The organism is Pantoea sp. ME81 (assembly GCF_903970985.1).
Lineage (GTDB): Bacteria > Pseudomonadota > Gammaproteobacteria > Enterobacterales > Enterobacteriaceae > Pantoea > Pantoea communis.
Genome location: NZ_CAJCKS010000127.1, coordinates 1 through 13,861 on the forward strand (window position 1 = coordinate 1; position 13,861 = coordinate 13,861).

Here is a 13,861-nt window from a genome sequence, read left to right on the forward strand (position 1 = left end):
TTTAACGCGCAGCCATTGGGGCATGGTGCTGGGCCATTTAGGCGTTGCCGTGACCGTGGTAGGCATCGCCTTCAGCACGCAGTACAGCGTCGAACGCGATGTGCGCATGAAGTCGGGCGATACCGTGGATATTCACAACTATCACTTTATTTTCCGTGATGTACACAATCTGCAGGGGCCGAACTATAGCGGCGGTGTGGCGATTATTGACGTCACGCGCGACGGGAAGTTTGAAGCCGTGCTGCATGCGGAGAAACGCTTCTATACAGCGGCACGCACCATGATGACCGAAGCGGCGATCAGCGGAGGCTTCACTCGCGATCTCTATGCAGCACTCGGCGAAGAGCTGGATGACGGTTCATGGGCGGTACGCATCTATTACAAACCGTTTGTGCGCTGGATCTGGTTCGGCGGCGTGTTTATGGCGTTCGGCGGCCTGTTGTGTTTACTGGATCCACGTTACCGTTCGCGTAAAAAAGCGCAGCAGGAGGAGCTGGCATGAGTAAGAAGATCCTGTTCATCCCGTTAGTGCTGTTTCTGCTGCTGGCGGCGGCGCTGTTGTGGCAGTTGTCTCGCAACGCTAATGGGGATGATCCCACGCGTCTGGAATCGGCGCTGATTGGTAAGCCGGTACCGGTTTTCAAACTGGAAGCGCTCGATAAGCCGGGCAAAATCTACGATCAGCAAGTTCTGACCGACGGCAAACCGATCCTGCTCAATGTCTGGGCCACCTGGTGCCCGACATGCCGTGCTGAGCATCAGTATCTCAACACGCTGGCCGAGAAGGGCATTCGCGTCGTCGGGCTGAACTACAAAGATGATCGCACCAAAGCGGTCACCTGGCTGAACACGCTGGGCAACCCTTACGCGCTGAGCCTGTATGACGGTGACGGCATGTTAGGTCTGGATCTCGGCGTCTACGGTGCGCCGGAAACCTTCCTGATCGACGGCCACGGTATTATTCGTTATCGCCATGCGGGGGATATGAATGATCGCGTGTGGAACGAAGAAGTGAAACCGCTGTGGGATAAATACAGCAAGGGGGCCGGTGCGTGAAACGGCTGCTTTTGTTAATCGCGGGCATTCTGCTCAGCACCAGCCTGTGGGCTGCCATTGATACTTACCAGTTCGATTCGGTACAGCAGGAAGAGCAGTACCGCGATCTCACCGGTTCACTGCGTTGCCCTAAGTGTCAGAACAACAGCATTGCCGACTCCAATGCGATGATTGCCGCGGACATGCGTCTGAAAGTGTATGAGCTGATGAAGCAGGGCCAAAGTCGCCAGCAGATCATCGATTATATGGTGGCGCGCTACGGCAACTTCGTCACTTATGAACCACCGGTTACCCCTTCAACGTTGATTTTGTGGGTGGGGCCTGCGCTGTTTGTGGTGCTGGGCGGCTTGATTATTATTCTGCGCAATCGCCGGGGGAAAACCCGTAGCGATCTCGATGACGATGAACAACAACGCCTTGCGGCGATTCTTAAGCGTGACGGGAAGCCGTAATGACTGGATTCTGGATTACCCTGATTATTTTGCTGGTGGCGGCCTCGGCGCTGTTTCTCAGTGCAGGCTGGCGTCAACGTCAAGCCACTAGCGGCGATCGCGATCGTCTGAATACCGATTTCTACCAGCAGCGCCTGCGCGAATTAGCGCGTGATGAAGAGGAAGGTGTGGTTGCCGAGCGCCCGGAGATGGTGCGTGAACTGCAACAAACGCTGCTCACCGATGTGCCGAACGAGCACGCCGCGCGCATCCATAGCAGTAGCCGTTGGGTGCTGTTGCCGGGACTGATTATATTGTTGCTGGTGTCGGTTGGCTTTTACCTGAAGACAGGTGGACTGGCGCAACTGGCCGGTTGGGTTAGCGTGCAGCAGGAATACCCCCAGTTGCGCGCCCGTGTGATGGATCCCAAAGCGGCGCCCTTAACCATGGAAGAGTTGGCTCGCCTACAATTAGGGTTGCGCACCGCTTTGCAAGACGATCCGCAAAACCTCAATGACTGGACGATGCTGGGCCGCCTGGGCATGGTGCTGAATAACGCGACGAATGCCAGCCAGGCCTTCCAGCGCGCATTGCAACTGGCACCTGATAATCTGGAACTGCAGCAGGATTATGCCGAAGTCCTGACGCGCTCCAGCGATCCGCAGGACAACCGCCAGGCCAATGTAATGCTGAAAGATCTGCTAAAACGCGACCATAGCAACGTGCGCACCCTAAGCTTGTTGGCATTTAATGCTTTTGAGCAGCAGCAATATGATCAAGCGATTGGCGCCTGGCAGGTGATGCTGAAGCTTCTGCCCGCGGGTGACAAGCGCATTACCATGATAGAGCGCAGCATTGAACAAGCGAAAACTGATGCGGGACAGCAAAATAGTCACCTGGCATTGACGGTGAGTTTAACTCCGCAGGCAGAAAAAATGTTACCGCAAGGCGGAGTGTTGTATATTTCTGTGTCTGACGGTGTTTCACCGGTGCCTGTGGCTGTGAAGCGTTTACCGCTGAGCCATTTCCCGTTATCGCTCACGCTGGATGACAGCAACGCCATGATGCCCGATCGCCTGCTTTCGGTGCAGCATCAGGTGCAGGTCAGGGTGCGTATTTCGCGCGATGGTAGCGCCAATCCTCAGTCGGGAGACTGGTTTGGCTTAAGCGCGATCACCCCCTGGGATGGTCATCAGCAACTGGCTGTGGAGATTAATCAACAGCAGCCCTGAAGCGATACATTATTCAACCGCACAGGGAGATAAGAATGAATAACCGCCTGACCGGTCTGGCGCTGGCCAGCTTGCTGCTGGTGGGATGTGCCAGTTCCAAACCGGCCGATCCAACGCAGCCTGCCCAGCGTAGCGATCCGCTCGAAGGCTTTAACCGCACCATGTTTAACTTCAACATGAACGTGCTGGATCCTTATGTGGTGCGCCCGGTTGCGGTTGCCTGGCGCGATTACGTGCCGGTGCCTGCGCGCAGTGGTATGAGTAATTTCCTCGGCAACCTGGACGAACCGGCCAGCATGCTGAACTCGATTCTGGTGGGTGAACCGCGCCAGGCAGGAATCCACTTCACGCGTTTCTTCCTCAATACCGTATTGGGCTTGGGCGGATTTATCGATGTGGCGGGCAAAGCGAATCCTGAACTGGCGCGAGAAGTTCCGCACCACTTCGGGAGTACTCTGGGTCGTTACGGTGTGGGCTACGGTCCTTATGTGGTTCTGCCGGGTTATGGCAGCTTCACGGTGCGTCAGGATGGCGGCGACTATGTCGATACGCTTTATCCGGTACTGAGTTGGCTGACCTGGCCGATGTCGATTGGTAAATGGACACTGGAAGGTGTGGAGACACGTGCACAGCTGTTGGATTCCGATGCCATCCTGAAACAGCAGCAGGATCCGTATGCGTTTATCCGCAACGCCTACTTCCAGCGTAATGATTTCCTCGCCAATGGCGGGAAGTTAAAACCGGAAGAGAATCCGAATGCCAGTGCGATTCAGGATGATTTGAAGGACATCGATTCACAGTAACAAAAATGGCGACCTTAACAGTCGCCATTTTTTATGGTTTCAGCATCAGAACTTGTAGTTAAAGTTCGCGCCGTACAGCCAGGCTTTACCTTCGGAGTTAAAGGTGTAAGGCCCTTCTTTCACCGTGACTTTCTGGCCGTGCATGTAAGAGATACCGAGGTCAACTGACGCATTTTCATTGAAGGCGTAAGAAGCACCGGCGCTCAACCACAGACGGTCCTGATCCGGAATCGAGATAGAACGTTTGTCGGCGGGAACCGGGCTGTCATCAAACGCGATACCGGTACGGAAAGTCCAGTTATCGTCGTAGAAGTAAGTGGTACCCAGCGCGATGCGATACGCATCCTTGAAGCCTTCATCTTTATAGAACAGTGTCTGACCGTTGCTGCCAGTGGCCTTCAGCTCCTGGAACTGGCTCCAGCTGGTGTAGGTCAGGCTATAGTGTACGGCCCACTGCGGTGCCACTTTATGCCAGCCCGACACTTCCCACATCTCTGGCAAGTTCAGCGTGAGTGAACCCGGAATGGTCTGGCCGCTGGTGCCGTATGGCAGGCCTAAAGCAGTCGCCTGCGGTGTGCCGTTGTAAGCGATTGGGATGCTGCTCTTATAATCGCCGTCAAAGTCGATTTTGACTTCTGAACGATAGGTGAAGCCGAAGCGGTTGTTTTTATCCACTTCATACAGGATGCCAGCGTTCCAGCCGTAACCCCATTCATCACCTTTCAGGTGGGCAACCTGAGTATCCGCTGGCATGCCGACGCGAGCGCCGGCTTCACCCGCATAACGTTCGATTTTTGCTTTAGCGTAAACCGCATCAAAGCCAACACCAAAGCTGAAGTGCTCGTTCAAACGATAAGCGGTGCTAAGGTTAAAGTTACCGGTCATCAGGTCGGTTTTACCACCGTAACCGCCAGCGGTGTAACCGTCATTGAACTCTGTCGCCAGACCATAGTTAGAGGTGACGGATGCGCCTACCCACCACTGATCGTTAATCGGATGAACGTAATGGAGGTTAGGGATCCACTGATTCGGTGCGATGTTTTTCGCATTCAGGCTGTTGCCGGTTGGGCTCTGGCCGCTGATATCCACTTCTGGATCAATATAAACGGTACCGATGGAGAAAGAAGGGCGATCCATCAATGCCATGGTCGCCGGGTTACGACTGGCAGATGCGGCGGTATCGCCCATCGCACCTTCACCTGAATAAGCACGACCTAAACCAATTGCTGAGAATTCATTAAGTTGAAAGCCTGCGGCGTAAACCTGGGAAGAGATAAGCGCCACTGCAGCTGCCACAGCTGACTTTGCAAACAGGTTCTTATGGTTCATGACCACAACCTCATCTAGATTTATTATTAAACGTTGTTACGTCGCGTAACAAAGGACGGCGGATTGTAGGGACTGATGACAAAGGCACATATCAGACCAGTGCGACGAGTATAGGTCTGACCTGTGTATTTGTTGCAATAATGTTTTTTAAATATTTCCGATTTGATCGATAAAATCAGATCTGCTTAACAAAATCTTGTCGATGCCCATCTAGCATAGCGGTCAAATTTGTTCTGGATCAATTTTTAGTGTGATATTCGTCACTTAGCCGCTGAGAGATAGAAGCCAGGCCGCGCGGGGCGTACACTTTGTGTCAGAAAATGATCCGATTGTGTCGATTTATCGTCAGGAGAAAACAATGACTGATGCCATTAAAAAATGCAGTGCCACGGAAACGGCGGCGTGCTGCTGCGTTGATGTAGGCACCGTAATGGACAATACCGATTGCACGGCGAGCTGGTCTGGCGCTTTTGCCGATCGTCATGCGGCTGAAGCGATGCTGAAGCACCTGACGGACAAAGCGCGTCAGGTTGAATCCGAGCCTTGCGAGATTCACGCAGAATTCGTTGAAGAAGCGCCAGGCCTACGCCTGAATGTTGATTTCACTTTTGCCTGCCAGGCCGAAACCTTGATTTTTCAACTCGGCTTACGCTAATCCTGTCGCTGCCGGAAGCCCTTCCGGCAGCGTTTTCTCTTTTTCGTGTCTTCCCTCGCACTTTTTTTCTTCTGTTATTGGCGACTTAGCAACACCTGGTTAACACTGATGATCAGGTCAGACCTGTTTGGCAATGATGCTACGGTCGTAAATTACAGGTGAGTGCAATGAGCAAAGCGCAGCCGCTGCTGACGCGTCAGGGCGAACGAATCGCCATAACCCATGGATTACGCACGCCTTTCGCCCGTCAGGCGAGTGATTTTCATGGCATTCCCGCGCTGGAGTTGGGGCGCATGGTGGTGTCAGAGTTGATGGCGCGCAGCGAATTGCCGGTCGACGTTATCGATCAACTGGTATTTGGCCAGGTGGTGCAAATGCCGGAAGCGCCCAATATTGCGCGCGAAATCGTGCTGAGCAGCGGATTGAGCGTGCACACTGATGCATACAGCGTCAGTCGTGCCTGTGCTACCAGTTTTCAGGCGGTGGCGAATGTGGCGGAAAGCCTGATGGCGGGCACCATCGATGCGGGAATCGCCGGTGGTGCGGACTCCTCTTCGGTGCTGCCGATTGGCGTCAGTAAAACGCTGGCCCGGGCATTGGTCGATCTCAACAAAGCGCGCACCTTCAGCAAAAAGATGCAAATTCTACGTCGTTTACGTCCGCGCGATCTGTTGCCGGTTCCTCCTGCGGTTGCCGAATACTCTACCGGCTTGCGAATGGGTGATACCGCCGAACAAATGGCGAAAACCCACGGCATCACACGTGAACAACAAGATGCTCTGGCGCTGCGCTCACATCAGCACGCAGCACGTGCCTGGCAGTCAGGCGTGCTGGCGCAGGAAGTGATGGCGGCCTTTGTACCGCCATGGAAAGCACCAATTGAGCAGGACAACAACATTCGCTTTAACGCCAGCGCTAGCGACTACGCAAAATTGCGACCGGCCTTTGATCGTCGCCACGGTTCCGTCACGGCAGCCAACAGCACACCGCTGACCGATGGCGCGGCCGCGGTGATTTTGATGCGTGAAGGCCGTGCACGAGAACTGGGAATTACGCCGCTTGGCTATCTGCGCAGCTACGCGTTTACTGCGATTGATGTCTGGCAGGATATGTTGCTGGGTCCCGCTTATGCCTCTCCGCTGGCGCTGGATCGCGCTGGCATTACCCTCCACGACCTGACGCTGATCGATATGCACGAAGCCTTTGCGGCACAGACGCTGGCCAATCTGAAAATGTTCCGTGATGAGCGTTTTGCGCGAGAGGTACTGAATCGCCCGCATGCCTTGGGTGAAGTGAATGAAGAACGTTTCAATGTGTTGGGCGGCTCCATTGCATACGGCCATCCGTTTGCTGCCACTGGCGCGCGTATGATCACCCAAACGTTGCATGAACTGCGGCGGCGCGGCGGCGGATTAGGACTGGTGACCGCCTGTGCAGCGGGCGGATTAGGCAGCGCAATGGTTCTGGAGGCCGAATAATGAGCGCATCTGCATTCCATTTACACATGCGCCTCGATCATGTCGGCATCATTACCATCGACGTGCCGGGCGAAAAGATGAACACGCTGAAAGCGGAGTTTGTCCCACAAATAAAAGCGGTGCTGGCTGAAGCGCGCAGCAATCCGAAGCTGGCGGGATTAGTGCTGATTTCGGGTAAAAGCGATAACTTTGTCGCCGGTGCGGACATCAGCATGATCGCCGATTGCCAGACGGCAGAAGAAGCGGAAGCTTTAGCCCGCCAGGGGCAAGAGGTAATGGCGGAGATTGCGGCGCTGCCTTTCCCGGTGGTCGCGGCGATTCACGGTGCCTGTCTCGGCGGCGGCCTGGAATTGGCACTGGCCTGCAGCGCACGTATCTGCACGCTGGATGATAAAACCCGCCTGGGCCTGCCGGAAGTGCAGTTGGGCCTGTTACCTGGCTCAGGCGGGACGCAGCGCCTGCCAAAACTGATTGGGGTGCCGCAAGCGCTACCGCTGATTCTGAGTGGTAAGCAGCTGCGCGCTAAACAGGCGTTGAAACTGGGTATCGTTGACGATGCAGTGCCTCAATCCATCTTGCTGGAAACGGCGATTGCGCGTGTGCATAAAGGAAAGGTTGTTCGCCGTGAGTTGTCACGTCGCGATCGTCTAATGCAGGCGCCACTGGCGCGCTCGCTGTTATTCGCGATGGCAAAACGGCAAACCGACCGCAAAACTCAGGGGAATTACCCGGCAGCGGATCGCATTCTGCAAGTGGTGCGCACGGGGTTGGAGCAGGGCAGCCACGCCGGACATGCGGCGGAGGCACGCGCCTTTGGCCAGCTGGCGATGACCCCTGAATCTGCGGCACTGCGCAGTCTGTTTTTTGCCTCGACCGCGATCAAGAAAGAAGCGGTGGCCGAGGCTGAACCGCGCGCATTAAAACACATCGGCGTGCTCGGTGGCGGATTGATGGGCGGGGGCATTGCCAGCGTAACGGCGCTGAAAGCCGGTTTTCCGGTGCGAATTAAAGACGTCAATCTCAATGGTGTGAACCATGCATTGCAATACAGCTGGGACCTGCTGAGTCAAAAAGTGAAGCGGCGCCAGCTGAAACCCGCTGAGCGTCAACAACAGATGGCGCGCATCAGCGGCGGTATCGATTATCAGGGGTTCAGCCAGCGCGATCTGGTGATTGAAGCGGTATTTGAGGATTTGACGTTGAAGCAGCAGATGGTAGCGGATATCGAAAGTCATTGTCAGCCGCACACTATCTTTGCTTCCAACACCTCTTCGTTGCCGATTGGCGATATTGCCGCCAACGCGCAGCGCCCAGAGAATGTGATTGGTCTGCATTACTTCAGCCCGGTGGACAAAATGCCGCTGGTGGAGGTGATTCCGCATGCGGGCACCTCGGCTGAAACGCTGGCGACCACGGTGCAGTTGGCGCGTCAGCAAGGCAAAACAGCGGTGGTGGTGGCCGATAAACCCGGTTTTTACGTCAACCGCATTCTCGCGCCCTATATAAATGAAGCCATGCGCTGCTTGCTGGAAGGGGAGCCGGTGGACCATATCGATCGCGCGTTAGTGAAGTTCGGTTTTCCTGTCGGGCCGTTACAGTTGCTGGATGAAGTGGGCATTGATGTCGGCAGCAAAATCAGTCCGATTTTGCTGCAGGCTTATGGCGAGCGTTTCAGCGCACCCGAGGCGGTCAATGCCATCCTGGCCGATGGCCGCAAAGGGCGTAAAAACCTGAAAGGATTTTACCTTTACAACGCGGCTCGCTGGCCGGGAAAACGCAAAGTGGATGCCTCAATCTATGACCTGATTAGCGTCAAACCGCAGGCAAAGCAGAGCGAAGAACAGATTGCGCAACGCTGCGTGATGATGATGCTGAATGAGGCCGCACGCTGTCTGGACGAGTCCGTGGTGCGCAATGCTCGGGATGGTGATATTGCGGCGGTATTTGGCATCGGTTTCCCGCCATTTCTCGGCGGGCCGTTCCGCTATATGGATCAACGCGGCGTCAGCCAAATCGTCAATACATTACGTGCATTAATGCAGCAACATGGCGATCGTTTCGCGCCCTGTGACGCTTTAATGGCAATGTCAGAAGCGCAAACGAATTTTTACACTTCTGCACAAATATGAATAGGCGCACAGATTCAGCGGGTTAGTTATGGTGCCATGAAGAAGGTGATGCGGCACCATTCTGAGATGTGCTTATTTAATAAACAACCGGTTGACTATACTGAAGCCATTGGGGTAAAACACAGCGTTCATTCGCAGAATGAAGCGTCTGGTGCTGTGGTACCCGACGATATCGACAAACAACAGCGGTGCTTTATGCAAGTTTTTATCATGCGTCATGGCGATGCAGCTCTGGAAGCAGCGAGTGATTCAGTACGCCCACTCACAATCTGTGGCTGTGACGAATCGCGCCAGATGGCGAGCTGGCTAAACGGCCAGGCGCTGGATATCGAAAGGGTGTTAGTGAGCCCTTATCTCCGTGCAGAGCAGACGCTCGCCACGGTTCGTGAGGCACTGAAGCTGCCAGAAGGGCAGGACGTGCTGCCGGAACTGACGCCGGGAGGCGATCCGGGCATGGTGGCCTGTTATCTGCAGGCGCTGGCTCAGCAGGGTGTTAAATCAGCTCTGGTGATTTCGCATCTGCCGCTGGTGGGCTATCTGGTGTCAGAGCTTTGCCCGCAGGAAGCGCCACCGATGTTTGCTACGTCGGCAATTGCTTATGTGAACTTTGATGCAGACGCCTGTGAAGGCAAACTGGAGTGGCAGGTCAGCCCGTCAAAACTGGCCAAAGCGATGTGATGTCGCCAAAAGTCATATCTCTATGGGCCGCCCTCTGCGGCCCTTTCCTTTTTTAGCGTCAAGGCAGTTCTGGCGGTTGCCACTCTTCGACTTCAATCAGCACCAGCAGCGCGGCATCGCCGCCAAATAACTTCGGTGCCTGGTGAAATGCCATCACATGAGGATGTTGCGCCAACCACAGCGGTGTTTGCTGCTTGAGGATATGCTTGCCGTGCCCGGTCATCACGCTGGCACAGAACAGGTGTTCACGGCGGCAAGCGGCAATGAGCGCCCCCAGCTCCTGTTTGGCCTGCTGCTGTCTTAAACCATGAAGATCGAGAAAAATCTCCGGCGTGTAATCGCCGCGTCGCAATTTCTTCAGCTCGTAATGACTGACATCCGCGCGCACATAACGCATCGGCCCCTCGCTGGAGAGCAAAGGCTGAAACTCATCTGAGAAGTAGTGACTGTTATCGGCTTGCTCGGAAAGCAGTCTTTTCAGCGGGACTTCGCGGGTTTTCACTACCGGTTTGTGCACGATAGTGTCTTGTTTCAGCTTACGCGTTCCGCTCATTAACTCACGAAACAGCGCCTGATCGTCCTGGTTTAGGGGCGTCTTCTTACTCATGGCTCAAATTAGGGTTAAAGGGCTGGTTAATAGCCGGTGGCATACCTTAACGCTTAGCGTTAACAAATGTCAGCTTTTTCGCCTCGCTGCGCTGAATTCTGCCCGGCTTCGTGGCACACTATCGGCCGATTGATTTTAAGGCCTGCGGAGGGCTACGTGGACAAGATTTTCGTCGATGAGGCAGTGAGTGAACTGCACACCATTCAGGATATGCTGCGCTGGGCTGTCAGCCGTTTTTCGGCGGCAGGCATTTGGTACGGCCACGGCACGGATAATCCCTGGGACGAAGCAGTCCAACTGGTTCTGCCCACGCTCTGGCTGCCGCTGGATATCCCTGAAGATATGCGCAATGCGCGCCTGACGGCCAGCGAGCGTCACCGCATTGTTGAACGTGTGATTCGCCGCGTCAACGAGCGCATTCCGGTGGCTTATCTCACCAATAAAGCCTGGTTCTGCGGCCATGAATTCTATGTCGATGAGCGTGTGTTAGTGCCGCGTTCGCCGATTGGTGAGCTGATTGAAAACCGTTTTGCCGGTCTGGTTGCTGAACAACCGCACCACATTCTCGATATGTGTACCGGCAGTGGCTGCATCGCGATTGCCTGTGCTTATGCCTTCCCGGAAGCGGAAGTCGATGCGGTGGATATCTCCACGGATGCGCTGGCGGTGGCTGAGCAAAATATTGAAGAACATGGTTTGATCCACCACGTCACGCCTATTCGTGCCGATCTGTTCCGTGGTCTGCCGCAGGTGAAATATGATCTGATCGTCACCAATCCACCGTACGTGGATGCGGAAGATATGGACGATCTGCCGAATGAATATCGCCACGAACCGGAACTGGGCCTGGCAGCAGGCAGTGATGGTCTGAAGCTGGTGCGCCGTATTCTTGCCTGTGCCCCGGATTATCTGAGTGAGCAGGGCGTGCTGATTTGTGAAGTGGGCAACAGCATGGTGCATATGATCGATCAGTATCCGGATGTGCCGTTTACCTGGCTGGAGTTCAATAACGGCGGTGACGGTGTGTTTATGCTGACGCGCGAGCAGATCGTCGCGGCACAGCATCACTTCTCCTTCTACAAAGACTAAAAATGGGGCGAGACATCGCCCGCAACATCGCAACAAGGAACCACAATGGCCGGTAACAGCATTGGACAAGTTTTTCGCGTAACCACCTTTGGCGAGTCGCATGGTATTGCGCTGGGCTGCATCGTTGATGGCGTGCCACCAGGCATTCCTCTTACGGAAGCGGATATTCAGCACGATCTCGATCGCCGCCGTCCGGGCACATCGCGCTACACCACCCAGCGCCGCGAACCGGATCAGGTGAAAATTTTGTCCGGCGTGTTTGAGGGCGTCACCACCGGCACCTCTATCGGCCTGTTGATTGAAAATACTGATCAGCGTTCACAGGATTACGGCGCAATCAAAGATCTGTTCCGCCCCGGCCATGCGGATTACACCTACGAGCAAAAATATGGCCTGCGCGACTATCGCGGCGGTGGCCGTTCCTCTGCGCGTGAAACCGCGATGCGCGTGGCGGCGGGGGCGATTGCCAAAAAGTATCTGCAAATGAAGCACGGCATTCAGGTACGTGGTTATCTGGCACAGATTGGTGATGTAGCCTGCGAGCTGAAAGACTGGAGCATCGTTGAAGAGAACCCGTTTTTCTGCCCGGATGCCTCGAAGCTGGAAGCGCTGGATGAACTGATGCGCGGCCTGAAGAAAGAGGGCGACTCGATCGGCGCTAAAGTCACGGTGATGGCAGAGAACGTGCCCCCGGGACTGGGCGAGCCGGTATTTGATCGTCTGGATGCCGATTTGGCTCATGCGTTGATGAGCATCAACGCGGTAAAAGGCGTGGAAATCGGTGACGGTTTCGCGGTGATTAACCAGCGCGGTAGCCAGCATCGCGATGAGATTCGTGCCGACGGTTTCCAGAGCAACCACGCGGGTGGCATTTTGGGTGGCATCAGCAGCGGCCAGACCATCAGTGCGAACCTGGCAATGAAACCGACTTCCAGCATCACCGTGCCGGGTAAAACCATCACCCGTGAAGGCGAAGAAGTGGAGATGATCACTAAAGGTCGCCACGATCCTTGCGTGGGCATTCGCGCGGTACCGATTGCCGAAGCGATGATGGCGATTGTGTTGATGGATCACCTGTTGCGTCAGCGTGCGCAGAACGGTGACGTCAACAGCAGCGTTCCGCGCTGGTAAGCCACGGATGCGCCGCCTGCTCACCACCGTTGCCGCGCTGTTGTGCAGTGCGGCCGTGTTTGCTGCCACGCCCTGGCAGCAAATCCATCAGCCGATTGCTGGCAGCCCACAGTCGATTGGCGGGTTCGCCAACGGCTGTATTGTCGGTGCACAGCAACTGCCACTCAATTCACCCAATTATCAGGTCATGCGTCAGGATCAGCGGCGTTATTTCGGCCATCCCGATCTGATTGCCTTTATTCAGCGTCTCAGTACCCAGGTGCATCAACTGCAGCTGGGGCAGGTGTTGATTGGTGATATGGGCATGGCGGCCGGCGGGCGCTTCAGCAGTGGGCATGCCAGCCATCAAACCGGGTTGGATGTCGATATCTGGTTGCAGCTGCCGCAAAACCGCTGGTCGGCGCAGCAGCTGCTGAAGCCACAGCCACTGGATTTGGTGGCACCGGATGATAAGCAAGTGATTGCGCGTCATTGGCAGCCACAGATTGACAGCCTGATCAAGCTGGCGGCGAAAGATAATGAAGTGACACGTATCTTCGTCAATCCGGCGATTAAAAAGCAGCTTTGTGCGGATGCCGGAAGCGACCGCGCGTGGTTGAACAAAGTGCGCCCGTGGTTTGCCCATCGTGCCCACATGCACGTGCGTCTGCGCTGTCCGGCAGGCAGTCTGGAGTGTGAAGATCAGGCTGCACCGCCGCCGGGTGATGGTTGTGGTGCAGAGTTAGACAGTTGGTTCCTGCCGAAAAAACCGGGCAGCACGCCGCCTGTGAAGAAAACACCGCCGCCGTTGCCGCCATCCTGTCAGGCACTATTAGATCGTCATTTACTCTAGCCTTGACGCTTCCTGTTGCAGCATTGGCAACGTTCTCTCTCCCAGGCACAGATGTTGGTGAGACCAGGAGAGAGCACGGATACCCAGCCTGCAATAAGAATGGTCGGGTTAACTTTACGAGAAAAAAATGGACCTCTTTGTTGTTAGCCCACTATTGCTGGGCGTGTTGTTTCTGGTTGCGGTGTTGGCAGCGTTTATCGACTCCATCGCCGGCGGCGGTGGCTTACTCACCGTTCCTTCATTACTCGCTGCGGGACTCTCTCCTGCTCAGGCTTTAGCCACCAATAAGTTACAGTCGGTGGGCGGATCTTTCTCTGCAAGCCTCTACTTTGTGCGTCGCGGCGCGGTGAATCTGCGCGAACAGCGGCTGAACATTGCCATGACCTTTATCGGTGCAGTGTGTGGCACGGT

15 protein-coding genes are annotated in these 13,861 nt (G+C 55.3%); 13 read left to right on the forward strand and 2 right to left on the reverse strand.

Annotation, left to right across the window (positions count from 1 at the left end):
* The 5 genes from H7A81_RS19550 to mlaA all read left to right on the forward strand — a co-directional run.
* The coding region (locus H7A81_RS19550) for a cytochrome c-type biogenesis CcmF C-terminal domain-containing protein (protein ID WP_304622195.1) at window positions 1–502 on the forward strand (502 nt) is incomplete at its 5' end.
* On the forward strand, window positions 499–1,056 hold the full coding sequence (locus H7A81_RS19555; protein WP_038645648.1) for a DsbE family thiol:disulfide interchange protein: 558 nt from the start codon (window positions 499–501) through the stop codon (window positions 1,054–1,056). The genes H7A81_RS19550 and H7A81_RS19555, both read left to right, overlap by 4 nt.
* The gene (locus H7A81_RS19560; protein ID WP_034825179.1) at window positions 1,053–1,508 is read left to right on the forward strand and encodes a cytochrome c-type biogenesis protein; all 456 of its coding nucleotides are present in this window, start codon (window positions 1,053–1,055) and stop codon (window positions 1,506–1,508) included. The genes H7A81_RS19555 and H7A81_RS19560 overlap by 4 nt, the downstream gene beginning before the upstream one ends.
* The gene (gene ccmI / locus H7A81_RS19565; RefSeq protein WP_182058456.1) at window positions 1,508–2,719 is read left to right on the forward strand and encodes a c-type cytochrome biogenesis protein CcmI; all 1,212 of its coding nucleotides are present in this window, start codon (window positions 1,508–1,510) and stop codon (window positions 2,717–2,719) included. The genes H7A81_RS19560 and ccmI overlap by 1 nt, the downstream gene beginning before the upstream one ends.
* A gap of 35 nt (window positions 2,720–2,754) precedes the next feature.
* Window positions 2,755–3,522 carry a phospholipid-binding lipoprotein MlaA gene (mlaA, locus tag H7A81_RS19570; RefSeq protein WP_045813678.1) on the forward strand — a complete coding sequence of 256 codons (768 nt, stop codon included), beginning with the start codon at window positions 2,755–2,757 and terminating at the stop codon, window positions 3,520–3,522.
* A gap of 45 nt (window positions 3,523–3,567) precedes the next feature.
* Here the strand turns inward: mlaA and fadL are convergent, their stop codons facing one another.
* Window positions 3,568–4,851, reverse strand: coding sequence for a long-chain fatty acid transporter FadL (fadL, locus tag H7A81_RS19575; RefSeq protein ID WP_182058457.1), 1,284 nt, complete (start codon window positions 4,849–4,851; stop codon window positions 3,568–3,570).
* A 358-nt stretch (window positions 4,852–5,209) separates the two neighbouring features.
* Between fadL and H7A81_RS19580 the strand changes: the two genes are divergently transcribed.
* The 4 genes from H7A81_RS19580 (at window position 5,210) to sixA (ending at window position 9,791) form a co-directional block, all read left to right on the forward strand.
* The gene (locus H7A81_RS19580) at window positions 5,210–5,506 is read left to right on the forward strand and encodes a YfcZ/YiiS family protein (protein ID WP_072226461.1); all 297 of its coding nucleotides are present in this window, start codon (window positions 5,210–5,212) and stop codon (window positions 5,504–5,506) included.
* A gap of 167 nt (window positions 5,507–5,673) precedes the next feature.
* Window positions 5,674–6,984, forward strand: a complete 1,311-nt coding sequence (gene fadI, locus H7A81_RS19585) for an acetyl-CoA C-acyltransferase FadI (protein ID WP_182058458.1) — start codon at window positions 5,674–5,676, stop codon at window positions 6,982–6,984.
* Window positions 6,984–9,113, forward strand: coding sequence for a fatty acid oxidation complex subunit alpha FadJ (gene fadJ / locus H7A81_RS19590; protein ID WP_182058459.1), 2,130 nt, complete (start codon window positions 6,984–6,986; stop codon window positions 9,111–9,113). Before fadI ends, fadJ begins: the two co-directional genes overlap by 1 nt.
* Before the next feature lie 195 nt (window positions 9,114–9,308).
* Entirely contained in the window at window positions 9,309–9,791 is a 483-nt protein-coding gene (gene sixA / locus H7A81_RS19595) for a phosphohistidine phosphatase SixA (protein WP_034825272.1), read from the forward strand.
* 58 nt (window positions 9,792–9,849) lie between these two features.
* Here the strand turns inward: sixA and smrB are convergent, their stop codons facing one another.
* Window positions 9,850–10,398, reverse strand: a complete 549-nt coding sequence (gene smrB / locus H7A81_RS19600) for an endonuclease SmrB (protein ID WP_034825165.1) — start codon at window positions 10,396–10,398, stop codon at window positions 9,850–9,852.
* 156 nt (window positions 10,399–10,554) lie between these two features.
* Here smrB and prmB point away from each other — a divergent pair, with 156 nt between their 5' ends.
* From prmB to H7A81_RS19620, 4 genes are all read left to right on the forward strand, one after another.
* Window positions 10,555–11,487: a 50S ribosomal protein L3 N(5)-glutamine methyltransferase gene (gene prmB, locus H7A81_RS19605; RefSeq protein WP_182058460.1), complete on the forward strand. Its 933-nt coding sequence runs from the start codon at window positions 10,555–10,557 to the stop codon at window positions 11,485–11,487.
* A 45-nt stretch (window positions 11,488–11,532) separates the two neighbouring features.
* Entirely contained in the window at window positions 11,533–12,618 is a 1,086-nt protein-coding gene (gene aroC / locus H7A81_RS19610) for a chorismate synthase (protein ID WP_058959027.1), read from the forward strand.
* 7 nt (window positions 12,619–12,625) lie between these two features.
* A complete protein-coding gene (gene mepA, locus H7A81_RS19615) occupies window positions 12,626–13,450 on the forward strand; it encodes a penicillin-insensitive murein endopeptidase (RefSeq protein ID WP_182058461.1) in 825 nt (274 codons plus the stop codon).
* A 127-nt stretch (window positions 13,451–13,577) separates the two neighbouring features.
* Window positions 13,578–13,861 (forward strand): TSUP family transporter (locus H7A81_RS19620; RefSeq protein WP_182058462.1); only part of this gene is annotated, 284 nt, incomplete at its 3' end.